Annotated in this window: 14 protein-coding genes; 3 read left to right on the top strand and 11 right to left on the bottom strand. The window is 58.9% G+C overall.

Features of this window, described 5'->3' with window-relative positions; genetic code table 11:
- Positions 1 to 32: 32 nt before the first annotated feature.
- Positions 33 to 1244, top strand: a complete 1212-nt coding sequence (locus N688_RS01890; protein WP_156025246.1) for a YncE family protein — start codon at positions 33 to 35, stop codon at positions 1242 to 1244.
- A gap of 132 nt (positions 1245 to 1376) precedes the next feature.
- Here the strand turns inward: N688_RS01890 and N688_RS01885 are convergent, their stop codons facing one another.
- The 10 genes from N688_RS01885 to N688_RS01840 all read right to left on the bottom strand — a co-directional run bounded on the left by N688_RS01885 (position 1377) and on the right by N688_RS01840 (position 19764).
- A complete protein-coding gene (locus tag N688_RS01885; RefSeq protein ID WP_052887703.1) occupies positions 1377 to 3149 on the bottom strand; it encodes a cation-translocating P-type ATPase in 1773 nt (590 codons plus the stop codon).
- A gap of 13 nt (positions 3150 to 3162) precedes the next feature.
- Entirely contained in the window at positions 3163 to 4008 is an 846-nt protein-coding gene (locus tag N688_RS01880) for an ABC transporter ATP-binding protein (RefSeq protein ID WP_081838406.1), read from the bottom strand.
- 405 nt (positions 4009 to 4413) lie between these two features.
- Positions 4414 to 4809: a hypothetical protein gene (locus N688_RS01875; protein ID WP_052887702.1), complete on the bottom strand. Its 396-nt coding sequence runs from the start codon at positions 4807 to 4809 to the stop codon at positions 4414 to 4416.
- 87 nt (positions 4810 to 4896) lie between these two features.
- Positions 4897 to 6627, bottom strand: a complete 1731-nt coding sequence (locus tag N688_RS01870; protein WP_052887701.1) for a hypothetical protein — start codon at positions 6625 to 6627, stop codon at positions 4897 to 4899.
- A 436-nt stretch (positions 6628 to 7063) separates the two neighbouring features.
- A complete protein-coding gene (locus tag N688_RS01865) occupies positions 7064 to 9445 on the bottom strand; it encodes a serine/threonine protein kinase (protein WP_052887700.1) in 2382 nt (793 codons plus the stop codon).
- 453 nt (positions 9446 to 9898) lie between these two features.
- The gene (locus N688_RS01860) at positions 9899 to 11260 is read right to left on the bottom strand and encodes a dihydroorotase (RefSeq protein ID WP_052887699.1); all 1362 of its coding nucleotides are present in this window, start codon (positions 11258 to 11260) and stop codon (positions 9899 to 9901) included.
- A gap of 11 nt (positions 11261 to 11271) precedes the next feature.
- A complete protein-coding gene (gene carB, locus N688_RS01855; protein WP_052887698.1) occupies positions 11272 to 14460 on the bottom strand; it encodes a carbamoyl-phosphate synthase (glutamine-hydrolyzing) large subunit in 3189 nt (1062 codons plus the stop codon).
- A complete protein-coding gene (carA, locus tag N688_RS01850; RefSeq protein WP_202901817.1) occupies positions 14457 to 15611 on the bottom strand; it encodes a glutamine-hydrolyzing carbamoyl-phosphate synthase small subunit in 1155 nt (384 codons plus the stop codon). The genes carB and carA overlap by 4 nt, the downstream gene beginning before the upstream one ends.
- Positions 15612 to 15632: 21 nt before the next feature.
- A complete protein-coding gene (gene pyrB / locus N688_RS01845; protein WP_052887697.1) occupies positions 15633 to 16622 on the bottom strand; it encodes an aspartate carbamoyltransferase in 990 nt (329 codons plus the stop codon).
- Between the two features lie 580 nt (positions 16623 to 17202).
- Positions 17203 to 19764, bottom strand: a complete 2562-nt coding sequence (locus tag N688_RS01840) for a DEAD/DEAH box helicase (RefSeq protein WP_052887696.1) — start codon at positions 19762 to 19764, stop codon at positions 17203 to 17205.
- A 640-nt stretch (positions 19765 to 20404) separates the two neighbouring features.
- Between N688_RS01840 and N688_RS01835 the strand changes: the two genes are divergently transcribed.
- Positions 20405 to 21772, top strand: a complete 1368-nt coding sequence (locus tag N688_RS01835) for a glycine--tRNA ligase (protein WP_052887695.1) — start codon at positions 20405 to 20407, stop codon at positions 21770 to 21772.
- 514 nt (positions 21773 to 22286) lie between these two features.
- Positions 22287 to 23315, top strand: a complete 1029-nt coding sequence (locus N688_RS01830; RefSeq protein ID WP_052887694.1) for an endonuclease/exonuclease/phosphatase family protein — start codon at positions 22287 to 22289, stop codon at positions 23313 to 23315.
- Between the two features lie 114 nt (positions 23316 to 23429).
- Here N688_RS01830 and dnaJ read toward each other — a convergent pair whose 3' ends face one another.
- Complete coding sequence (dnaJ, locus tag N688_RS01825) at positions 23430 to 24587, bottom strand: molecular chaperone DnaJ (protein ID WP_052887693.1); 1158 nt, start codon at positions 24585 to 24587, stop codon at positions 23430 to 23432.
- Positions 24588 to 24609: the final 22 nt, after the last annotated feature.

The following is a 24609-nucleotide window of genomic DNA, read 5'->3' as shown; positions in this document are numbered from 1 at the left end:
ATCAGGCCAAGCCCAAGCAAGGAACAGGCATTATGCGGATGTCATTTGTCGGAAGAGGATCAGCTTTTTTGACATCTCTCTCGTTGTTGCTCCTGGCGGCCCTGAGCCTCGTTGCTCTGCTAGCATTAGAAGATCTGCCGACGGCCAGAGCTGACGGGGGAGCACCCAACCTGGCCTATGTCGTCGGTGGAGGGAACGGTATTGGCGTGATCGACATTGTCAAGCAGCAGGTCCAGCCCTCGATCCGCCTGTCAGGCGATCCCCACATGGCCTATCTCAGCCTGGACGGGCGCTTTCTCTACGTGACTCAGCCCACGCTCGGCACAGTCAGCATGATTGCGGCTCGCACGGGACAGGTGATCTGTTCGGCCCATGTGCCCGGCGCTCCCTCCTTCGTGGCTTTTGATCCAGGAGCCAATCTGCTCTATGCTGCTGGTCCCGAGGCCTCTCTCATTAGTGTGCTCAACCCTGCAAACTGTGGGCTGTTGAGAACGATACGCGCAGCGAGCAACGTCGCAGGTCTGGCAGTCGCTGTAGTCGGGAGCGGTATTTCGGGCGGCACAGGTAACCAGCTCTGGGTATCGGAGAGCCAGGCCCTGGCAGTCTATAACTCCTCTGGTCAGCGCCTGGCCACTGTCTCCGTTCCCCAGGGGCCACTCTCCATCACGATTCCGCTCGGCTCCATCGCCTATGTCAGCACACGCCAGCACACCATCATTGCGGTCAACCTGGGGACGCGCGAAATCTACCCGACGCTCTTCCGGGGTGGCGACTTCGGCGCTATGGATTATGACGCCATCACGGGCGATATCTACGTGCCAGACAAGGCGAGCCGACAGCTCGCTGTGCTGGCGCCGATTGTCCCAGGTAGTCCCCCGCCGGCGGAGCCAGACCACAGCATCACCTTCAGCGCTGCCCCCCAGGCGGTGGCCATCACCAGCGATGGCCAGTTTGGCTTTGTCGCCCTGGCCAACGGCGACGTGGCCATGCTCGACGTACCAGCGCGCCAGATCGTCAAGGTCTTCCATGTGGGCGGCTCACCGCATTTCATCATTACTGGCCTCTATCCCCCCGCCCTGGGGACAACCCCAGCCACAACAGAGTCAAGCAATCGTTTCATTACCGTAGCCCTTTACACCCTGACCGGCCTCGTGATCATTGCCCCCATACTCTTCTTCTGGCTGCGTCAGCGCCCGAGACAGGGACAGAAACAGCAGGCGAAGGATGAGCCCCCAAGTGGCTAAGGTCGAGAGGAAGCCGGAAGACCGGGTCGCCCCTCCCCTCTGGCATAGAGGGCAGGAGACGGCCCGGCTGCCAGCCGCTAGCAACCGTACCCTACCACTCACCCGGCTCGTCCTCTCAACAGCTCCTCCTTCCTAATCGCGGACCACTGCCTCCAGGATCTCCGGTCCTCGACGCAGGAGCGCCGGAGCGGCCACCAGACGCGTAAGAAGGAGATAAAAAGCGAGACCATAGGCCAGCGAGACAGGGATGCTAATAATCCAGATCCAGGTTGCGTTGAACCAGATCGGGAGGATCATGGCCAGAATGACCGGCGCCAGCGAGATCACGGTAATAGCCAGGACCAGCAGCTGCAATAAGCCTCGCGTACAGCCAGCTCCACTGTAGCTGGCAGAGCCAGACACCAGCATGCCACGCCTCTGGATTACTGGCTGAGGGAAGAAGACAGAGGCCAGGTTTCCCCAACCGAGCACAACGCCCATACTCGCCAGCCCAGACACCAGGAACGGTAGCAAGAGATGCCACAGGCCCAGAAAGATGCATTCAAACAGCAGCATCGCCAGCAGGATCACCAGACCAGGCAAAAGGACCGCCAGGTTTTTGCCAAAGAAGAGACGCTCTGGCTTGATCGGGTAGAGGAGCAGGACGGTCAGCGGCTTGCGCTCCAGCCCCAGGGCGTTGATCGAGAGCATAGACAGGTAGAGGAAGACGATGAAAGGGGGATAGAAGAGAAAGAACCAGTCATCCCCTGTGACGCGAACGCCATCCCTGCCAAGGAAAGGAGCCACTAGAGCCACACAGGCTACGACCAGGGGCATGATCAATTGCCCCAGCAGCTGGGGATCGCGCCGGAAGTAGCGTAGATCTTTGGCGGCCAGAGCCAGCGTCTGAGGAGAGAGGAAACGCGCGAACCAGGAGGAGGCGGCTCCGACTTGGCCCTGCGCAAGCGTCGGGATCGCTGCCGCTTCGGCAGCAGGCGGCGTCAGGCCAGAGCCAGAAACAATGGGCGCTACCCGCCGCGACGCCCGTCCGGCCTGGCCTCCCCCTCCCACTTCAGGCTGGGTGACTACCCGCTCCAGTATCCGCAGCCAGAGATAGAGCAAGATCAAGGTGAGGAACAGCGCCAGGAGCAACCAGCCAAGACTGGCCAGCCAGTTGCCACCCAGGCCAGCCTCGATCGCGCGGGCGATCCAGCCGGGGGGAAACCATGCCAGGTAGGAGGAATATTGACGCTGCATCAACCCCTTTGCGAAGTTCTGGACAAAGATGCCACGCAGCAAGAGCTGCTGAGCAATGTAAAAGAGGGCAAAACCGAGAATAACAATCATATAACTCAGGTCACGGAAGCGCCTGTTTTGCAGGAGACCTGAGAGAAGGGCCATCACCAGCTGGCTGCAGCTTACCACAAATCCGAAAAAGATGAGCATGGCCATAAGATTGACAAGCAACAGCCCAGGAGAGAGTGTAAAGCCCAGAATAATGGCGACGAGACAGAGCGCCAGCCCCAAGCTCAGCAAGTCAATAAGCTGAGCAATGAGGAGGCCGACCATTATTTCCCCACGGGTCAGAGGAAATTGGAGCAACTTTGAGATGTCCAGGCCCTCATTCTGGCCGTATTGGAAGACAGGCAAGAGAATCCAGAAGCAGGTGATCACAGTCAGCGACACGTAGAGCAGCTCTACATTGCCTGGCGGAGCCAGCAGGCGATAGGCCATAGTCAGACCAAAGGCCGAGCCGCCGCAACACAGGGTCAAAAACAGGGCCGTCACCACAAATGAAATGGCGCTTTGCGGATTGCGTGTCAAGCCACGCACAAAGAGGCGCCAACGCAGCCAAAGCAGCCAACGAATCTTATGCGAATCAAGTCTGAATTCGCTCAGGCTACCCGTGATTTGGCGAGATGACATACAAGACTCCTCTTTATTCGAGCCAGCTCAGGTTATGCTCCTCGTTGCGCACCCCGATCACGTTCAAGAAAATGTCTTCAAGAGTGGCATCACGCGGCATATCGCCGGCGCCACTCGCTCGCGCACGCAACTCCTGTAAGGTCCCTTCAGCTACGAGCACCCCTTGATTGATGATCCCTACACGCGAGCAGAGGCGCTCGACCAGTTCCATAATGTGGGAAGAAAAGAAGATCGTTGTCCCTCTTCTGGTCAGGTCTTGCAGGATATCGCGGATCACTCGTGAGCTGACTGGGTCGATCCCCTCGAATGGCTCGTCCAGAAAAAGCACCTGGGGATTATGGATGAGAGCCGCCGCCAGGGCAATTTTTTTGCGCATGCCAACCGAGTAGTCAATGATGAGCTTATCGGCATCGTCCTCCAGCGCCAACAAGCGCAGCAGTTCGGACGAGCGCCGCCGGATCTCCTCTTGCGGCAACTCATACATATGACCGGTGAAGGTCAGAAACTCACGCCCGCTCAAGCGCTCATAGAGGTTGAGCTGCTCAGGCAGAACCCCCATAAGGCGACGGGCCTGCAGCGGCCTCTGCCAGACATTGACACCAGCCACCCAGACCTGACCCGCCGTTGGGCGCAGCAAGCCAACCATCATTTTGATGGTGGTCGATTTACCGGCTCCGTTGGGCCCGAGAAAGCCGAAGAACTCGCCACGCCTCACCGCCAGATTGAGATGATTGACCGCTACCTTCTGGCCAAAGACGCGCACGAGGTCACGCGCGACAATTGCTGCTTCCTGTGGTACTTCTCCTATTCCTTGTCCAAAAGGATTGGCTACGGCAAACTGCCGAGAATCGGAGTACATCCTTCTTACCCCCAATAGTTATAACTAATTGCTATATTTTATAGCACGCAAAGGACTCCTTTGTCAAGGACAGCTGCTATTCGGAGAGATTCGCTATAGAAAAACGCAGGCAGGGTAGCCACTTTCAAAACGATGGAGAAGGCAGACAGAGAAGGAGACTGCAAAGATGAGCAAAAGAGAGAAAGCAGAGTTGCAGCTGATCAAGCCTGTGGTCTGTTGCAGGGAGAACTCTCTTGCAACGAATGACGCCTGAGGAGACCTTAGCGGCAAGGCAGGAACAGACAGCAAGAGAGTATGCTCTTCACGACCTTGGCGAGAGCAAGCGAGGCAAGGGCCGAGGGCAGGGGATCAGATAGGTAAGATTGGCCGGCCAGGCACAAGGTGGCATTGAAGCCACCGTCCTGCTCAGGTCATCCACTCCTCGGGGGTTTTGATCCGCACGCCGCCATCGCTGCGCATCTTCATCAATTTGGCATCCTGCTCCATACGAGCACGCAGCTGGGCCATAGATACCCGATGCCAATAAGCTGCCGGGAAAAGGCCGATGCCCAGGGCCAGAGCTGCTGCAATCTCTGCGCGATTGAAGCTCAGGCCGGGCGGCAAATGAAAGGGGATAGAGGTGAGCACGCCCAGGTGGAAGAGGAGCACAACGCAGAAGACAGCCAGCTCAATCAAACCAGCCCCGATATAGGACAGCACCTCTGTCTTCTTTCGCCTGCGAAAGACAATCACAAGCCCAAGATTGAGCAAGAACAGGAATGCCGTGATAATCAGTGTCAGCCAGACAAAGATCGCTCTCAAAATACTGCCTCCAGCCACAGGCCCACAAGTGGGCAGATTTCGCTCAAGGAAAAACGACGATGTTCCCGTTACTAGAAAACGATCAGCTCAAGGAGTTGTCACGAGCAGCTTGGAGAAAGCCACCTCCGTTCCCTTCAAGTTCACAAGCAGCCCCAGCGAGCCAGAGGGAATCGAGCCATCTTGAGCTGTTCCCACCTTCTTGCCATTCACGTAGAAAGTAAAGTTCTTGCCGCTAGCCACGATTTTGATCGTATTGACGGCCTTTGATCCATGCCCCTGGTGGTACTCCTTACCAAAGCTCTTCGACCAGATCTTTGTCCAGCGACTATCTTCTGCGGCGGAGCTATTAAACTTCCAGAACTGATATTCGCCATCGCTGGTATTACGCACTTCAAAGGCGTAAAACTGAGTTGTTACCTTGCCTCCCTTGGATTGCTGGCTGTAGCGGACAATCATACCAAACTGGTTGTTGATCGAGCCGTCATCTCCTTTGATCTCTTGCATCGTCAAGGTATAGGCCAGCGAGGTGCTCAGCAATGGCCCAGGGGCGTCAGGCAAGATGGCTACCGCCATATTGTTATCGTCATTGTTAATGATGTGATAGGCCCCGTTCTTGAAGACAAAGAGGCGCGAGCCGCTGGTGGCAACAGGCCAGTTGTGGATATTCTGGGACAGCGGGTCCTCCATGATCACGCTGGGCGTTGGCGTCCCTTTGACCGCTGCTGTTCCCGTTGTGGCCACAGCGGTGACGGCTCCCTTCCTCGCTTGAGGTGCAGGATTCGCGTGCAGGCGGGCGAACATGAGCAAGCCGGACCCTGTGAGCACGACCAGCAAAACGACTAACAAGATGAGGAGATTTCTCTTCTCTCTCCAGAGCAAGGGTGGAGAGAACCCCCTCTGCTGGGGCCGACTGTCCTGAGCGGGGGACGACTGCCCTGGCTCAGTCAGGACGGGCAGCATACTGGTCACGTAGCGTCCCGGTTGGCCCGCGACAGGAATCTGCACCAGGCGCAGAGCGCCAGTCAGGGCCGCAGTATTCTTGCTGCCGCCGGCCTCAACAAAGGGCGAGGGTCCCAGGGCGCCGGTCGTTGTTCTGGAAAGGGTGCCTGTGGCACCTGGAAGTGAGCCAGTGAAGGGAGTAAGGACACGTGTGACATTGGGGGAGAAGCCCGTACCCGTAAAGGAGGTCGGCATCGGTGAGGGAAAAGGCAGCTGGACCTCTGACGCATCCGGGCTAGCGGCAAAGGGTGCCTGATAGGCCCCCTGCTGAGCAAGCGTCGCCTGTAGACCTTCACCAAAGGCGGAGGCATTGGTCGTCTGCTGGCTTTGGAAGAGAGCCGTCTGATTGAGGGCCATTGTTGGCGCCTCGGCTCCTGTACCTGCCATAGCGCTTGTGCCAGCCGAGGACGAGGAGAAGGCAGCAGAGCCGAAGGGAGATGGGGACGTGACACTGGCCGAAGGCAACTGGGTCTGAAACGGTTGTTCCTCGCCCGGGAAAGGCATTTGAGGCACCTGCGTCTCGCCTGCCGCTGGGCCAGCCGGCATGGTGGTCTCAGCCTGGAGGCGGGCGGCACTGAGCAGGCCGAGCTTGCGCACCGGACGCGAGCCGAGCGCCCCCGTGCCAGCGGCAGTCTCTCCCCCACTGGACAGGGCATTCCCTGCAGCCGCCTCCTCTCCAGCTCCAGGCTGGGGAGCAGCATAAGCGGCGGCATTGGCAGTTAGGTCCGCAGCATTTTGCGCGCTCTGTTGCTGCCAGATAGGATCAAAGAGACTTCGTCGTGGTGGGCGTGACTGATCTGGACTCTGAGATGGATGCATCCCCTGCTGTCCTCCCTCTCGTGACAAAGTGCCTGCTAGCCAGTGCTAGTGTCAACGTCTGGCGGAAGGTGGCAACCAGCTTCAGTCTCAGGAACAGCCAATGCCAGTGCCGCCGCCAGCAGATCTCGAGCGCTCCGTGCAGTGTGCCCTGAAAGGCGGCTGCCCCTTGTGTTCTGGCTGTTGGCCGTTGATCTTGCCGGAAGCCTTCCAGGAACGCCGGAAGCCGCGCAGGAACGAGAAAGGTCATCGGAAGAAAGAGCACCTCCACCGTCCTTGCCACCACCAGCAACCAGCCCTGTTCCGTGCCCTGTCCTGCCCGCCCTACCAACGGCCCCTTCTCCTTCCTCTCGCCGAGGAAGCCGGCTCGCAGGGTGCCCGTTTCCATGCCAGTCCAGGATCATCCCACGCAGTGCTTCAGCGTCCATTGCATCCCTGGTTAATTGCGCGTAATCAGCAGATTCTTAAAAGCGACCTCCGTCCCGTTGAGATTTACCAACATGCCCACGGTACCCGAAGGGAGCGAGCTATCTTTCGTCTGACCCACTACCTTGCCATTGACGATGAAGGTAAAGTTAGAGCCATTGGCGAAGACCTTCAAGGTATTCACATTCTTGGCTCCCTGTCCCTGGTGAAACTCGCTGCCAAACTTCTTGCGCCAGATCGGCGTACCCCAGGCATTATTGGGGCCGCGGCTATCATCATACTTATAGAAGCGGTACTCGCCGCCTTTGATGTTCTGGACCTCGAAGCTATAGAAGGTCGTTACCGTTTTGCCGCTGCGCGTCTGCTGACTGAAGCGCAGAATCAGGCCGAACGAATTGTTGATGTTTGTATCGTCGCCCTTAACCTCCTGCATGGTCAGGCTGTAGCCGGTCGGCCCTGTGAAAGGCGCCGACTGAAGGACAACGGCGATCCCCTTCTGGCTATGGTTCGTGATATGATACGCCCCATCCTTAAAGGCATAGGTATCCGCGGGTGTCGTCGGCCAATCATGGACATTCTGCGACAGCGGATCAGAGAAGAGCACATCGCTGGCATTGGCCGCGGTGGCCATCGGCGAGGCCGTGGACTGCTGTGCCGGAGTCGCGGTTCCCTGTGGCTCCGTTTTCTGGCCGCTATGTAGATGGCCTAACAGCAGCAGGCCGGAACCGACCACCAGGATGAGCGCCGCCATAATCAAGGTGACCACCATGCGCGCCCGACGACGCTCGCCCCTGGCAGCACTTTTGACCTGCCCCGTAGCGGACGGGGCCAGGGGCAGCAGACCGGTTACATAGCGACCCGGCTGGCCAGCGACGGGAACCTTGACCACCTTGACAGGGCCAGTCAATTTCACCAAAGGCGAGGTGGCCGTTTGTTGGGCCACCGGAGCCAGCGCCCCCGTCGTCGTCGGCAGGGCGGGCGACAGCTGCTGGACCTCCTGACTATGATTCTCCGTGGGTCGCTGCTCTCGCACCCCTAAGAGGCCAGAGCCAGGGGCTGGAGCGACCACAGATGGCAGGGGATCGGTGAAATTGGGCTGCTGCTCCTCAGTCGACCAGAGCACGGCTGGCTGTTCATTGGTAACCGGGCCGGCTTGGCCAAGCGCGCTGTCCGGCACCACTCCGGCGCCTACGCGGGGAAACATCCCGGTGCGCGAGAGCAGCCCACCGCGGCGACTGGAGCTGCTGGCTGTCGGGAGCTTCGCCGTAGACTGAGGAGGCTCAGCCGCCGGCAACTTCAGCGAAGGAACAGGGAAGGCCATCGCCGGAGGCTCGCCAGCGGGTGCCCCCTGCACCGGAGGAGCTACCTGGGCCGCCTGCGCTTGTGGGGCGGATGCCATATTGACGGCAGGTTGGTGGCCACTGGCCGTCATCCAGCGTGGGTCAAGCAGCCCGCCCGCATTACCAGGCACGGCGAACTTTCCCGAGAGACCCAGCGCTGCAATGGCGGGATTTTGGCCCGTATCGACAGTGATGCCGGCGGAGGTCAGAGCCAGACGAAAGGCCAGAGCCATTTCCTGGCCGCTGAAGTAGCGATCAGCAGGATTTTTTGCAAGTGCGCGCAGGATCACCTGCTCGGCAGCAACAGGCAGATCAGGGCGAAAGACACGTGGTGACGTGGGCGGAGTCTGGAGATGCTGAGCAGCGATCTGCATCGGGACCTCACCCCGGAACGGCGCCACACCCGTCACCATCTGGTAGAGAATGACCCCGAGCGAGTAGAGGTCGGCCCGCCCATCAACTGGCTGCCCCAGCACCTGCTCGGGAGACATGTAATCGGGCGTACCCACCGGCGCCCCCGGCCCCGTCAAACGCACCTGGCTCGCCCGCTCCTCAGAGATAATTTTCACCAGACCGAAATCGGTCAGCAGCAAGCGACCATCAGGCGTCTTTAAGATGTTGGCCGGTTTGACGTCACGGTGAATGACGCCCCGCTCATGGGCAAAATCAAGGGCCGCAGCCAGCTGCTCAAGATAGTTGAGCACCTTGGGCAGGGCCATCGCCCCCTCACGCTCCATCTCATCGCGCAGTGTCCCCCCGCTGACATAGGGCATGACCAGGTAGGCCAGGCCTTGCTGCTCCCCATACTCATACACTGGCATAATATTGGGATGCTCCAGCGAGGCGGCAGCATCCGTCTCGCGCCGGAAGCGCTCCAGAAAGGCCGCCAGCTGATGAGGCGTCAGCGAGGCCATCGGGAAGAGCACCTTCACAGCTACCTGACGACGCGGTCGCGACTGCTGTGCCAGGAAAACCGCGCCCATACCACCCTGCCCGATCAAGCGCTGGAGCGTGCAGGTCCCCAGCTTCATTCCAATCAAAGCTTCAGGATTCATGCAACATCCTCTTTTGTTTCAATCGCCCAGCTGCGATTGTTCTTCAGCAACGACGTGCAACCCAGTCTTCAGCGCGCAGGCACGTCGGGGGGGGTACACCACAGTGTATCGTGAAATATTTTTTCGCTTGTACATCTTAGTTAATTTGCACAGCTCTGACAATGAATCCGCCTGGCAGGCATGACCAAAGTAATGGTTGTGGGTAATGGTTCTTCGCCACCAGAAACGGGATCAAGGCTCTCTGGCCGCAACTTGTAGCCTTGCCCCCCCTTCCCCGACACTCTCAACGGCTCCTCAAAGAGAGGCAGGGCACCAGCTCACCACTTCAGAGGATCTCGCCAGCGAAGCGCGCTAACAGCAAAAGAGCAGGCTCTCCCCCTTTACTGGAGGCAGGAGAGCCTGCTCGGAGTCTGGACTTGAGCCAGTTCGCCCTCTGCTAGACGCAGGGTACTTTCAGGCCGCTCTTCGTTTCAGCAGCTGGCCTCGCGCTTCACCGATAATCTGGCCCTTGTGGTAAACGAGTTGGCCGCGCAAAAAGGTCGCTAGCGGGCGCCCGCTCAATTCCAGGCCCTCATAGACCGACCACTGATTTTTGGTATAGAGGTCCTCCTTTCTCACCGTCCAGGTCCGCTCGGTATCAATGACGACAATATCGGCATCCTTGCCCACGGCGAGGGCCCCCTTCTGCTCAAAGCCAAAGATGCGCGCGATATTGCCCGAGGTGACCTGAGCGATACGGATGAGTCCCTCTTCCAGGGTCTCTCTCCCAAAACGCTTGATCCAGTTGCTTACCAGGACAGGGATCGCCTCCTGCAATCCAGGCATGCCCGAGGCCACTTCCCATACGCTGGCCTTCTGCTTCTCGGCCAGCGTATGGGGCGCATGATCGGTCACTACCGTGTCAATCTTCCCCGCGCGTAGAAGCTGCCAGAGCTGATCTTGCGCCTCCGGAGAGCGCAGGGCCGGGGCAATGTTGATCAGATTGCCATAACGGGCATAATCGGCGCTGCTGAAGGCCAGATGGGCCGTCGTGACCTCGCCATAGACCTCCACCCCAATCCTGCGGCCAAAGTCGACGGCTGCAAACTCCTCCGGTGTCGAGAGATGCAGCAAGTAGAGCTTCACGCCGAAGTATTTGGCCAGCGAGATCATTTCCAGGACCGAGGTCAAGACGACCGAGAGGTTGCGCACCTCTCCCCAGGCCGCGGGATCGTGCCGCCCTGCGATATCACGGTAGTGATGCAGAAAGTAATCGATCAGTTCCTGATTTTCGGCGTGGACGATAGCCATCAGGCCGCGCTCGCCCAGAATGGCAAAGATGCGGGCCAGATCGCTCAGGCGCGGAATGGTCGTCGGCGCGCTCTGGTGGCCGGCGGCGAAAATCTTGACCCCAGTGATCTTGTCAGGATCAACCACTCTTAGCTCGTCGATCTCCTCGCGCGAGACCCCCATATTGATGGCAAAGTCGCAGTAGGAGCGCGTTGCATAGCGCTGGATCTGCTCGTCAACTCGCCCTGCGGTCGTGGTCGGCGGCCTGGTGTTGGGCATGTCTAAAATGGTGGTATAGCCCCCAGCCAGACCCGCCCGCGTCCCATGAGCAATATCCTCCTTGTACTCCAGACCCGGCTCACGCATGTGACCATGCACTTCGATCAAGCCGGGCAACAGGTACTTTCCCCGGAAATCAAAGGTCTCTCCTCCGTCCCGGTCAGAGAAACCCTCTTCTATGCGGGCGATTCTACCGTCGACTACAGTGATCGTTCCGTTGAGAATGCGATCGGGCAGCACGAGCGCGCCCTTGAGGATTGTTGGCATAGCACCGCTCCTCAATATTCGTTCCAGGCCTTAATGGGGATCGTGCGCAGATCCTTGCTGACAATGGCCCGCGCGAAGAGACGCACCTGCTTGACTTTGGTCAGCAGCGGAATATTATAATCAACCGCCGCTCGCCGTATTGTATAGTTGTCATCGACTTCCTTCATGACATAGTTGTCAACCACGTTGATGGCAAGATCAATCTTGCGCTCGCGGAAGTACGTCAGTACATTTGGCTCTTTCTGCTCATGGATCTTGAAGAGCATCTCCGCCCCAATGCCATGCTGGCGTAGGAAGGCGCAGGTCTTCTCGGTAGCATAGAGCGGCAGCCCCAGAGAAGCCAGTAATTTGGCGCTCTCCAGGAACTTCTGCTTCTTCTCTTCGCTACCGATACTGATGAAGATGCCCTTCTGGGGGATATGGCTACCGGTGGCAATGACGGCCTTGAGATAGGCTTCCTCCAGGTCCTCGCCGAAGCAGGCCACCTCGCCCGTCGAGGCCATCTCGACCCGCAGCAAGGGATCGGCCCCCGTGAGACGCGAGAACGAGAACTGCGGCGCCTTCACTGCTGTAAAGGTCAAAGGAGGTAGCGTAACGGGCGCGACCTCCTTCTGGAAGAGCGCATCAACAAACAGCTCGATCAGATTGAGGCCGGTCACCTTCGAGATAAAGGGGAAGGTGCGCGAGGCCCGCAGGTTGGCCTCAATCACATAGACCTGGTTATCCTTGGCCAGGAACTGGACGTTGAAGGGACCAGTGATCTCCAGGGCGCGCGCAATGGCCCGTCCCGCCTCTTCGATGCGTTGGAGGGTCTCAGCATTAATGGTCTGGGGAGGCAGCACGATCGTCGCATCTCCAGAGTGGACACCGGCGTTTTCCACATGCTCGGAGATCACAAAGGCTTTGATCTCGCCACGCTGGGCTACAGCATCCAGCTCGACCTCCTTGACTTTCTGGAAGAACTTGGTGACCGTCACCGGATGCTCGGGCGAGACAGCAGCCGCATATTTGGCGTAGTGCTCCAGCTGCTCAGGAGTGTAGCAGACATTCATGGCGCTGCCGGAGAGCACGTAAGAGGGACGCACCAGGACCGGATAGCCAACGCGCTCGGCAAAGCTGAGGAGATCTTCAACGGTCTCGAAGGTATCCCAGGCTGGCTGACGAATGCCTAGCTCGTCCAGCAATTGTGAGAATTTCGAGCGATTCTCGGCCTGGTCGATGTGCTCAGCAGAGGTGCCCAGAATGGGAATACCGTAGTCATGCAGCGCTTTGACCCGGTTATTGGGGGTCTGCCCACCAACCGAGACGATGACCCCAGAAGGGTTCTCAAAGTCGCAGATGTCGGCAATACGCTCAAAGGTCAGCTCTTCAAAGTAGAGACGATCCGACATGTCATAATCGGTAGAGACCGTCTCTGGGTTGCAGTTGATGACGATGGAGCGCTTATCGTACTTCTTGAGGGCCTGGACAGTGTTGACGCTGCTCCAGTCAAATTCTACAGAAGAGCCAATCCGATAGGGGCCGGAGCCAAGCACGGCCACGCCTTCCTTGCCCAACGGCTCGACATCGTGATGCTGCCCATTATAGGTCATGTACAGATAGTTGGTGTCAGAGGGGAATTCGCCCGCCAGGGTATCAATCTGAAACACCGAGGGCAGGACCCCATAGCGCTGGCGCAGGGCCCGAATCTCTCGCTCGGTCTTGCCGACCAGCTCGCCAATCCGCCTATCAGAGAGGCCCGCTTGCTTCAGCAGCAGCAGACGAGCGCCGGTCAGCTCGCGATCGCGTGCAAGCTCCTCTTCCAGCTTGACAATATGCTGAATACGAGACAAAAACCAGGGATCGATGCCGGTGATCTCACTGATCTTCTCGATTGAGAATCCATTGCGCAGCGCTACAGGCAGGGCGAAAATGCGCTTGGGAGTGGGAGTATAGAGATACTTATCGATAATCGCAGCCTCGCTCTCCTCCCCCAGAAAGACCCGCTTGGAGGTCGCCCCCTCAAGCCCGAGGTCCAGCATGCGAATAGCCTTCTGATAGGCCTCTTCAAAGGTGCGCCCAATGCCCATTACCTCGCCAACGGACTTCATGCTGGTGCCGATTGTTTGATCGGCGCCCCTAAACTTATCGAGGTCCCAGCGAGGGATCTTGACCACCACATAGTCCAGGCTTGGCTCAAAGCAGGCCTGGGTCACCCCCGTGACCTTATTGGTCAGCTCAGGGAGGGCATAGCCCAGGGCCAGCTTGGCGGCAACATAGGCCAGAGGATAGCCGGTCGCCTTACTGGCCAGAGCTGAGCTACGCGAGAGGCGCGCATTGACCTCAATGACGTAGTACTCGGATGTGCGCGGATTAAGGGCGAATTGGACATTGCACTCGCCGACGATGCCCAGGCTCCTCACAATGGCAATCGCCGCAGAGCGCAGCGTGTGGTACTCGCTATTGGTGAGCGTCTGGCTGGGGGCCAGTACTACCGACTCGCCGGTGTGGATGCCCAGCGGGTCCATGTTCTCCATGTTGCAGACCGTGATGCAATTATCATAGGCATCACGGACTACCTCATACTCGACCTCTTTATAGTGGTGCAGGTATTGCTCAACCAGTACTTGCGGAGAGAAGGCCAGAGCGCTGGTGACGATGCGCCTCAACTCTTCCATATTGTGGGCAATACCCGACCCCTGGCCTCCCAGCGCGAACCCCGCTCGCAGCATGACTGGAAAGCCGATGGTTTGGGCAATTTCCTGAGCCTCCCCCAGCGACTCCGCACTTTTGCTGACCGGCGTTGGAATATTGATCGTATGGAGATGTTCGGCGAACTCCTGGCGATCTTCTGTCAGAATAATGGCGGTGACCGGTGTGCCCAGGATCTCGACTTGATACTGCTCCAGGACGCCGCTTTTGAAGAGCTCGACCCCGCAGTTGAGCGCCGTCTGGCCACCGAAAGAGAGAAGAATACCATCGGGGCGCTCCTTCTCGATGATGCGCTCCACAAAGAAGGGAGTGACTGGCAGAAAGTAGACCTGGTCGGCCAGCTCCTTGGAGGTCTGAATGGTCGCAATGTTGGGATTGACCAGAACCGTTGAGATCCCTTCTTCACGCAGCGCTTTGAGGGCCTGGGAGCCGGAGTAGTCGAACTCTCCGGCTTGCCCAATTTTGAGTGCCCCCGCTCCCAGAACCAGGACCTTGCGCAATTTCTTCATCGTGAGCAGCGAGCCTCCTTTTCAACGCGGACGCGCGCGAGGAAGTGATCAAAGATCCAATCGGTATCCATTGGACCGGGCCTTGCCTCTGGATGGAACTGTACCGAGAAGAAGGGAAGCTCATGATGGATCATGCCTTCGTTGGTGCCATCGTTCCCATTAATAAACCAGGGCGCAAATCCTGGCGGCAATGTTCCAACAGCAAAACCGTGATTTTGAGTTGTGATAAAGCAGCGCTTGCTATCATTCAGCAGACATGGCTGATTCTGGCTTCGGTGCCCAAATTTCATCTTATAGGTATCGCCGCCGGCGGCCAGAGCCAGGAGCTGATGGCCCAGGCAGATGCCCAGCATTGGGATAGTCCGCTTCAGCGCGATCTGAATAGTCTGAATTGTCTTCTGTACCGTCTTTGGATTGCCAGGCCCATTGGAGATCACGATGCCATCGAAGTCAAAGGTTTTGGCCGGCGCAAAGAGATCATAGTCCCAGGGGACGCGGACCAGGCGCACATTGCGTCTCAGCAGAGAGCGAACAATATTGTGCTTGGTGCCACAGTCGATCAAGGCAACAGTTAGATCGCCCTCCCCCAGACGCTCGACCTGCCGACAGGAGACGTGCGCTACCAGGTTGTCGAGATTCGGGTCATAGAAGGGCAGATCTCCATCGTCGATGACGATCTTGCCCAGCATCGTCCCATGCGTACGGATATGTCGCGTCAGGAGACGGGTATCTTTGATTTCCAGGGCCGGCACCTGCTGCTGTTGCAGCCAGGTGCGCAGACTCATGGCGCTCTGGGCGTGAGAGGGGGTGTCTATATAGTCGGAGACGATCAGTCCGGCGATATGAATCCGCTCGCCTTCCCAGTGCGCCGACTGCGGTACTCCATAGTTGCCGATCAGTGGATAGGTCATGGCCAGGATCTGGCCCCCATAGGAGGCGTCGGTCATCGCTTCGGGATAGCCGACCATCCCCGTGCAAAAGACGACTTCACCAGCGGTGGAAGCCTCATAGCCGAAGGATGTGCCCTCAAAGGTCGTGCCATCCTCCAGCACCAGCCTCCCCCGGCGGGCACCGGTATCCAGCGCAAAGCGAGAGAGATCAGCAAAGGAGTTTTCAACCAGAAATGTCCGATCTACCATGTTCTGCTGCATCCAGGAAGTCCTTTCAACGCACTACGCTTTCCCCAGAATCAACGCCAGCAAGGCCATGCGGGTGTACAAACCGTTCCTGATCTGGGCACGCAGATAGACCGCGCGCTCATCGCCATCGACGGCGGGATCGATCGTCCCCACACGCGGCAAAGGGTCCATGAGGATCATCTCGCGATTGGCACGCTCAGCCAGTAACGCCGGTGTCACCTGGAACGAAGCAGCAGCCAATTGTTGATATTCATCGAGAGATGAGAGACGTTCTTTCTGAATACGCGTCCAATACCAGAAATGACAGTCAGTTGGAATGTCTCGCTCACTGTGGATCTCTCTAATTTCGATGCCGCGGGCCCTCAGCGCACTCAGCTCTTCGCGCGCCAGGCACAGCGCTTCAGGCGAGAGGAGATAGACGGTATTACCCTCGAAGAGCGCCAAACCCCGAATGAGCGAGTGCAGGGTACGGCTGTTGAGCGGATCACCGGCCAGCAGGCCCTTCAGATGATCAAGACGTCCAAAACGCTCATAGATCGTAAAGAGATCGAGCAGCGTCTGGGTGGGATGCTCGTTGTTACCATCGCCGGCATTAATCACTGGCACGCTGGCAACCTCCGCCGCCCGCAGGGCTGCTCCCGCGCGCGGATGGCGCAGGACAATCGCCTGCGTATAGGCCCCGAAGACGCTGATCGTGTCCTCAAACGATTCCCCTTTCCAGACTGAGCTGACCACCTCCGGATTCTGGATATCAAGCGTCTGCCCACCGAGCCGCTTGACCGCAGCCGCAAAGGAGCCAAAGGTCCGACTGGAGGGCTCATAGAACAACAGGGCGACGAGTTGACCAGCAAGTAGCTGAGAAGGCTCACTCGCAAGGACCAACTCCTTCATCTCGCGCGCCAGCGCAAAGACTCTATACAGATCGGCTGCTGAAAATTGATCCAGAGAAAGAATATCTTTCCCCCTGAAATCTCCGCTGATCAGCTCAAGTGAGCCAGGCGGATGAGTGATCACTTGATTCATGCTGTCCTCCAGCTAGCCTTTCAGCATAACCTGTTGACTGGTCATACGCTTGTCGGTGCTCCATTTCCATTCAGCTGTCGTCAACCAACCGTGAAACGGAGCGAGCGCGAGCATCCTCCTTGCCTGCTCACGAGATGCGGTCTGCCCTGGCTGAGGCTATAAAAAAATTCCCCACCCCTGTTTCCAGGGGTGAGGAAAAAATCTTCTTCCTCAGGCAAGACACCGGGTCCACCCCACCTGTAGAATGAACAGTCTACCCTCCATAAGGGGAGAGTAATTAATAACTGTAATTTGATCAAAGACATGATGGAGCCAGACCCTTTGTCCACGAACTTGCCGAGCAAACCCATTTCAAATCGTCATATATTTATACACGTTACTTTGCTAAAAGTCAATAGCCAACAGGTACCTACGAAAAAGAATAGGTGCGGCCCCTCACCTGCGTGGCTATCAGCCGGCTCTTTGCCCAGGAGAGAGTCGCTGCACCTACTGCCCTGGAGCGAGCCGCGGCGCCCAGAGTCAAACATCCAGACTGGGGGAGCGTCCAGCTTCTGTCTGATCCTCGGCCAGGCTGGCTGCTCTAGGCCTCTTCGATCAGATCCTGGAGGGCCTCGTGGGGGTCGCTATCCTCTTCGGCATCCAGCGGCAGCTCTTCCCCATTGATGCGTGCCACCATCGAGGGGACCGTTCGACTTTGCAGGATGATGCCCCGCATCAGCAAAGCACTGGCCTGAGCGAACAAGGGGCGCAGGCGAGAGAGGCGCTTGTGCTGCTCCTGCAGCTCTGCAAAGTGCCGTCGCACCTGCTTGAGAGTATTGCGGCTGAGGCCAGCGCCGTCGTTAGGCCAGGTCAGCACCTCGGGCCAGAGATCACGCGCATCCAGCAGCTGACCAATGGCTCCCTGCACCTGCTGCAACAGGTCGATGGTCTGGTTGAGCAACATCAGGATATCGCCCTCCGCCAGATCAATGCGCCGCAGGAGGCCGTTGAGCGCCATACCGCGCGCCCAGGAGAGGGCCACACCGTGAAACTCGGGAACGGTGCGCGGCGTCAGCGATAGCCCGGCCATCTCCTCCATGTCACAGACCCGCTTCTCAGCCTGCTTGAGTTCGCGCCGCACCTCCCTGAGCCGCGAATTGAGCACATGGCGATTGTAGAGGCGCCGATCGTTGTCGAAGGTGAACCAGCTGCAGACCTCCGCCAGCTCCGCCGGGGTCAGCTCATCCAGCATGCCATCCATGATCAGCTCAACAATGAGGATGCCCGCCGGATGGAAGATGCTGCGCAGCAAGCGCCCGCGCAGGGTTAGCCGGTCGTCGGGTCCAATGTAGCCCAAGGCCCGCAGCACAAAGACGGTGCCCTGCAGCTCTTCCTTCCCCTCTCGGCTCAGCTGAAGTCGGCCACGCCGCCGCTGACTCCGTTCCAAGGCCCGCGCTGCCGCTTCTGCCGCTTTGAGCTTCTTCGTACTGACCTTGTGCCCCTTGCGAAGCTGGCGCTCTACCTGTTGAATGAAGCGCAGCTCCTGCTCCTCCCAGTACCGATAGCGCTGATATTCGCGCAGGCTGGAGGCACAAATGCGCCGCAGGTGCTCGATATCTCCCTCGCGCCAGAGGCTGAGAATCGAATTGTAACGGATCACGAAGGAGCTGAAGACCGGATGGAGATCTGCCGTAATGCGGGCAAAGGCCTCCTCAAACGGCTCCCAGGGCGAGTATGGGATGACCGCCGCTCCACGCACATCCATGCCGCGCCTGCCTGCTCGCCCGGTGAGCTGACGGTATTCGTTCGGTGTCAGGAGGCGCATCTCTACGCCATCAAACTTGCTCAGGCTGCCCACTACTACCGAGCGAGCAGGCATGTTAATGCCCAGCGCCAGCGTATCGGTGGCAAAGACCGCCCGCAGATGTCCCTGAGCAAAGAGCGTCTCCACCAGGACCTTCAGTCCCGGCAGCAGACCAGCGTGGTGAAAAGCTAAACCGCGAGGCAAGAGGCTGACCAGGGCATGGACCTGCCGTAGGTTGCGATCCTCGGGCGGCAACTGTTCCAGCCAGACACTGATCTCCTCACGGATGTGTTCCTGCTCCTGTGGCGTGGTGAAGAGGTGACGCGCTGCCCCCATCGCCGCCTCCTCGACGGCTCGCCGACCCGGGAGAAAGTAGAGACACGGCAGGAGATCGGCATCGCGAAGAGCTGTTAAAACCTCGCCAGGCTCAGGGGCCCGTCGCAGCGGCGGACGCGCCCGCTTCTGCTTAGAGCGAGCTTTCTCCTGCCCCTGCTCATGGGCCGCGCTTTCCGTCGTCGAGGCCACGGCGGCAGCCTTCGGCCCCTCACCAGCAGCAGCTTCGGAAGCTACTCTCGCTTCCTGCTCTGCTTCCTCCACCTCCTCCGAATCAGGCAGAAATGCGTAGCGCCGCGCCAGGCGTGCCTCGCCCCCAACGTTGGGGAAGCGCTCTACCCGCCGCCCCGCCGCATCCTGGACGAGATGCAACCTGCCATCGAGAAAGTAGTAATGCTCCAGTGGCACAGCTCGCTCTTCATGCATCACAAGAGCCACCGGACGGTGCACGCGACTGATCCAGTCGGCCAGCTCCTGGGCATTGCTGACCGTCGCCGAGAGGCCAACGAGCTGTACATGAGGAGGCGAGCAGATAATGGCCTCCTCCCAGACGGGGCCGCGCTCAGGATCACTTAGATAATGCAGCTCATCAAAGACGACATAGGCTACGTCGGCTAGCGAAGAAGGGCCGTCCTCTGCCCCCTCCTCCAGGAGCATGTTGCGGTAGACCTCGGTGGTCATAATGACAATCGCCGCCCGGCTCCGCTCTACAATGTCTCCCGTCACAAGACCAACCGCCTCCGGTCCATAGGCGGCACGTAAATCGCGGAACTTCTGATTCGAGAGAGCTTTCAAGGGGGTGGTGTAGATGACGCGCGCATTCTGTTGCCAGGCTTTCCAGATGGCATACTCGGCCACCAGCGTTTTCCCAGTTCCCGTCGGAGCTGCCACCAGTACCGATCGTCCCCGTGCCAGGTGAGCTATGGCTTCTTTCTGAAAGGTGTCAAGAGGAAACGGATACCGACTTGCAAATGTCTCTATCTCTTCTTGAATCTCAGGGCCAACCTCCACGTTTCTCTTGCCCATTTCAACCTTTCTCTAACGCGCTACCAGAAAACAGACTACGGTGCTGCTCAACATGAAAAACGATCTTCCGCGTGGGAGACTTTGCACGGCCATTTCGTTTCATGATTTCATTGTAGCATGAAAGAAGGAAGGGGGCAAGCAGGGCCGGCTGGCCGCCGGGCAGAAGGTGCCGGCCAGGAAGGGACGGGTCGGTCCTGCCCTCTTGCACTGACTAATACACCCTGCTATACTACAGACACACAGAAGCTCCTGACTGATAACAGAGCAATTCCTTTGGCGACCGACAGAGAGACCAACTGAACAACGAGACCGGCGATGATGAAGAGGAGTAACCGGTCGAGGGTAACAGCGAGCCGGCGGTTGGTGGAAGGCCGGCAATCCAGAACCGGTGAAGGGCGCTTCGGAGCCGGTATGTCTACAATGAGTGGCTTCGCGCTGCGATCCCTTCTCGCCCTGCGATAGCCAGGGCCTACACCGGAAGAGGTGGCGGGTAGGGACGAAGAGTGCGAAGAAGCAGGGTGGAACCGCGCATATCGCCTGAGAGAGGTCAGCCCCGGGCGGCTTACATTGGCGATATTCGTCCCTGGCGTTCGTGAACGCCTGGGGCGATTTTTATTGCAGAGGAGGAGACCACTCGCCTATGACCCAGCTTGAACAGCCACAGACCAGCGAAACAGCTTTTGTTCCTCTTGAGAAAATTGTCTCGCTCTGTAAGCGGCGCGGCTTCGTGTACCCCAATTCGGAAATCTACGGTGGCGTCTCGGGCGTCTACGACTTCGGTCCTCTGGGCGTCGAATTGCGCAATAACATCCGCCGCTACTGGTGGTGGTCGATGGTCCAGACGCAGGATAACGTCGTGGGAATCGAGGGCGCCATTCTTACTCATCCCCGCGTCTGGGAGGCCAGCGGCCACGTCGAGAACTTTGTGGACCGCCTGGTTGAGTGCAAGACCTGTAAAAAGCGTTTCCGCGTCGATCACCTGCCGCCCGAGAACCTGGAGCAGCGCAAGTGCCCCAACGATGGCGGCGAGTTGATGGAACCCCGTACCTTCAACCTGCTGATGGAGACCTACCTCGGCGTGGTCGAAGACGACCGCGTCAAGACGTACTTGCGCGGTGAAGCCTGCCAGAATATCTATCTGGATTTCTTGAACGTCGTCAAGTCTTCACGTATGAAGGTTCCCTTCGGGATCTGCCAGATCGGCAAGGCTTTCCGCAACGAGGTGACGCCCGGTAACTTTCTCTTCCGTCAGCGCGAGTTTGAACAGTGGGACCTGCAGTTCTTTGTCCACCCGAGCGAGATGCAGCAGTGGTTCGACTACTGGAAACAGCGCCGCTTCGAGTGGTACCGCGGGCTGATTAACCATAAGGATCGCCTACGCCTGCGTGAGCATGGTCCCGATGAGCTGGCACACTACGCCCGCCAGGCTTTCGACATCGAGTATCAGACGATCCTCGGCTGGCAGGAGTGGGAGGGCGTCCACTGGCGCCAGGACTGGGACCTCTCGCGCCACAGCCAGTATAGCGGCGAGGACCTGAGCTACGTCGACGAGGTGACCAAGGAGCGCTACATCCCCTGGATCGTGGAGACCTCCGGCGGCGTCGATCGCACCTTCCTCTACCTGCTGCTGGATGCCTATGAGGAGCAGCCTGATCCCCAGGGCAAGAGCGGCGAAACACGCACCGTGCTCCATCTGCATCCAATGCTCGCCCCGGTGAAGGTGGCCGTCTTCCCGCTGAAGCGCAACAACGAGGAACTGGTGACGCTGGCTCGCGGGATCTACGAGCGCCTGCGCCGATTGATGGTGGCTCAATACGATGATACTGGCAGCATCGGGCGCCTCTACCGACGCCAGGATGAGATCGGTACACCTTACTGCGTGACCGTCGACTTCCAGTCCCTGGAGGACCAGACGGTGACGGTGCGCGACCGCGATACGATGACTCAGGTGCGCGTAGCCATTCAGGAGCTGCCAGCCTACTTGCTCGAGCGCGTAACCTGGCAGTGATTGAGCAGCGCCTCTTGCGCGACTAACCTGGATTCAGTACCAGGGGGAGCAAGGAACCACAGCGGCAGACTGGACTTGCTCCCCTTTCGTGTCTGACACGCTCGCTCGTCTCTCGACCCGGCGGGCGCCACCTGGTCCAGCACATCAGCGAGCTTCGTTATGATTCCCTGTCCTTGACCGCCCCCACCATCGAGCGCTCTCCTTCGGCTACCTGACCCCCCTCTGCCTTTTATTGTCTTGCTGCTGACGCAGATCAGTGAGTGCTGCGCCGTCCAGCAGAGGGAGAGGTCACCAAGAGATAGTGAGAAGCAGTGAGAAACAAATTGTGCTTTTCGCCCCAGTCAAACCGTTCTTAAATTGCGGATGGTCATGCAGCCGAGAGCAGAGCATGATCGCTATCTGTGCGCTCCGCTGCCGTTCGCCGACGGGGAGCACAGCACGATGAAGGGCGAACAAAGAGTCACGAGAGCTTTGCAAGTTCCGCAAAGCGCGAAGAGCACCGTAACTGACAAGGATGACACGAGTTCTCTCATATAATATTCTGGCCGGTGGCATGACTCCTTGCGCTGGAGAGGGTCGACGCACGGAGTCCCTGCTGCGCCTGATCAGCGCCGCCCAGCCCGACATTATCGGGTTGCCCGAGGGGCTTAATCCACGCCGGGGAACGGAGAAAGCTGTTGTAGAGGAACTGGCAGAGCGCCTGGAGATGACCTTGCTTCGGGGAGACCATCCGACGGCAGGCGAAGAGTTTCAGGTGGCCTGCCTCACCAGGCTACCGGTCCTTGCCAGCCGGGTACATGTCCGGCCAGGTGTGCTGACTCGCCCGGTTCTGGAGGTCCATGTACGCGAGGAGGATGGGAACGAGCTGACCGTCTTTGTAGCTCATCTGCTTGCAAGCTTCCACAAGGGGCGAACCGCAGAGCAGCTGCGGCAGCGAGAGATTGAGACCATTCTGAACATCATGGCCGCCGTGCGCGGCCAGCCTCATCTACTCATGGGCGACTTCAATACGCTGGCGCCGGGCGAGCCGCTGCGAGCCAGCGCCCTGCTGCGCTACGTGCTTTACCTGGATCAGACCCTGCCCGACGAGAGCCAAGAGCGCGATGGCCATCCCCATCTTGCCTATGTCTTGCCTGACCGCCTGCGCCCTCTGCAGCCACTACTGGCACACCTCTTGCGCAATCGACTCGCGCTCTGGTTCATTGACGCCCTGGCGGGCCTTTCTGTGCCGCGCAAGAGTATTCCCTTGCTGCAGCGTGCAGGCTACATCGACTGCTTCCGCCACCTGCATCCGCGCGAGCCAGGTTTCACCTGTCCGGCACTCATGCCAGCGGGAAGGATCGACTTCATCTTTGCCAGTCCCGAACTAGCGCCGCGGCTGAGGGTCTGCCAGGTCGTGCAAGAAGGCAACGGCATCACGGGGTCCCAGGCTAGTGATCACCTGCCCGTGCTGGCCGAGTTTGGCCCAAGCGCGACGCCATCCCCAGAGAAAGAGCCAACCCAAACCAGGCCCCAGGCCCTAGCAACCCTTTCCTTGTCGTAAACCGGGCCAGGCTGGCCTCAGTGGCCCATTGGAAGGGAGGGCAGAGAAGAAGTCTCGCCCTCGCCTTCCCGGCCTGCTGAAGACATCCTGAGAGTGCGCGTGCAGCATCAAGGCTCACTGAAAGACATCTTTCGTCTTCTCGAAGAGATTGCGAAAGATGTTCTTATCGTTCTGCTCGCTCTGCTCACGCTCCAGGCGAGCAAACTCTTCGAGCAGGCGGCGCATCTCGGGCGTCAGGTTCGTAGGAGTAACCACCTTCACGATCACATGCTGATCGCCGCGAGCGCTACTATGGACCACCGGTACCCCCAGGCCCTTCAGGCGGAAAGAGCGACCGCTCTGGGTACCAGGGGGAATCTTGAGCGTTGCGGTCTTGCCATCGATCGTTGGCACCTCAACCTCGTCGCCGAGAGCCGCCTGCGTAAAGCTGATCGGCAGCTCATAGATAATGTCGTTGCCCTGGCGCTTAAAGAAAGGATGGGGCTTAACGGTGAGGATCACATAGAGGTTGCCAGGTGTACCACCGCGGGCACTGACCTCTCCCTCACCGGTCACGCGCACATTGATTCCATCGTCAACGCCAGCAGGGATATTGACCACCACGCGACGATTATTGCGCACGCGCCCCTGGCCACGACACTTCTCGCAAGGCGTCGTAATCACGCGCCCCTCGCCGCGGCAGCGCTCGCAGACGGTCACATTGACAAACTGACCAAAGATCGACTGCTGCACGCGCCGAATCTCGCCAGTACCGCCGCAGGAGGAGCAGCGAGCGGTCGAAGTGCCTGGCTGAGCGCCACTTCCGTGGCAATGAGGACAGGTCTCCCAGCGAGGCAGCTCGATCTCCTTCTGACAACCGAAAACGGCCTCTTCGAAGGTAATCGTCAGCTCATAGCGAATATCAGCGCCCCGCTGCGGTCCCGTCCGGCGCTGCGAACCTGCCGTTCCAGCGAAGAAGGTCTCGAAGATGTCGTTGAGCGTCGTGAATGAGCCGAAGTCGCCGAAGCCGCCGAACCCGCCAAAGCCAGCCGCTCCGCTGCCATTGCCGACCCCGGCATGGCCATAGCGATCGTAGGCCGCTCGTTTCTGCGGATCGCTCAGGACCTCATACGCCTCATTGATCTCAATGAAGCGCGCTTCAGCGCCTGGCTCCTTGTTAGCGTCCGGGTGATACTGCTTGGCAAGGCGGCGGAACGCTTTCTTAATTTCTTCCTCGCTTGCGTGGCGCGATACACCCAGAACTTCGTAGTAATCTCGTTTACCAGCAGGCATCGACAGGTCCTTTTAACGTGAG

The organism is Thermogemmatispora carboxidivorans (assembly GCF_000702505.1).
GTDB classification, from domain to species: domain Bacteria; phylum Chloroflexota; class Ktedonobacteria; order Ktedonobacterales; family Ktedonobacteraceae; genus Thermogemmatispora; species Thermogemmatispora carboxidivorans.
The sequence above is the reverse complement of the archived record's forward strand: the minus strand, read 5'-3'. Positions and strand labels throughout refer to the sequence as shown.

What these genes read in the sequence shown, in the direction of transcription:
- N688_RS01865 (WP_052887700.1), bottom strand. Translation starts at nt 9,445, where the DNA reads ATGAATCCTGAAGCTTTGATTGGAATGAAGCTGGGGACCTGCACGCTC.
- N688_RS01880 (WP_081838406.1), bottom strand. Translation starts at nt 4,008, where the DNA reads ATGTACTCCGATTCTCGGCAGTTTGCCGTAGCCAATCCTTTTGGACAA.
- N688_RS01840 (WP_052887696.1), bottom strand. Translation starts at nt 19,764, where the DNA reads ATGGGCAAGAGAAACGTGGAGGTTGGCCCTGAGATTCAAGAAGAGATA.
- N688_RS01890 (WP_156025246.1), top strand. Translation starts at nt 33, where the DNA reads ATGCGGATGTCATTTGTCGGAAGAGGATCAGCTTTTTTGACATCTCTC.
- carA (WP_202901817.1), bottom strand. Translation starts at nt 15,611, where the DNA reads ATGCAGCAGAACATGGTAGATCGGACATTTCTGGTTGAAAACTCCTTT.
- N688_RS01830 (WP_052887694.1), top strand. Translation starts at nt 22,287, where the DNA reads ATGACACGAGTTCTCTCATATAATATTCTGGCCGGTGGCATGACTCCT.
- pyrB (WP_052887697.1), bottom strand. Translation starts at nt 16,622, where the DNA reads ATGAATCAAGTGATCACTCATCCGCCTGGCTCACTTGAGCTGATCAGC.
- N688_RS01870 (WP_052887701.1), bottom strand. Translation starts at nt 6,627, where the DNA reads ATGCATCCATCTCAGAGTCCAGATCAGTCACGCCCACCACGACGAAGT.
- N688_RS01860 (WP_052887699.1), bottom strand. Translation starts at nt 11,260, where the DNA reads ATGCCAACAATCCTCAAGGGCGCGCTCGTGCTGCCCGATCGCATTCTC.
- dnaJ (WP_052887693.1), bottom strand. Translation starts at nt 24,587, where the DNA reads ATGCCTGCTGGTAAACGAGATTACTACGAAGTTCTGGGTGTATCGCGC.
- N688_RS01835 (WP_052887695.1), top strand. Translation starts at nt 20,405, where the DNA reads ATGACCCAGCTTGAACAGCCACAGACCAGCGAAACAGCTTTTGTTCCT.
- carB (WP_052887698.1), bottom strand. Translation starts at nt 14,460, where the DNA reads ATGAAGAAATTGCGCAAGGTCCTGGTTCTGGGAGCGGGGGCACTCAAA.
- N688_RS01885 (WP_052887703.1), bottom strand. Translation starts at nt 3,149, where the DNA reads ATGTCATCTCGCCAAATCACGGGTAGCCTGAGCGAATTCAGACTTGAT.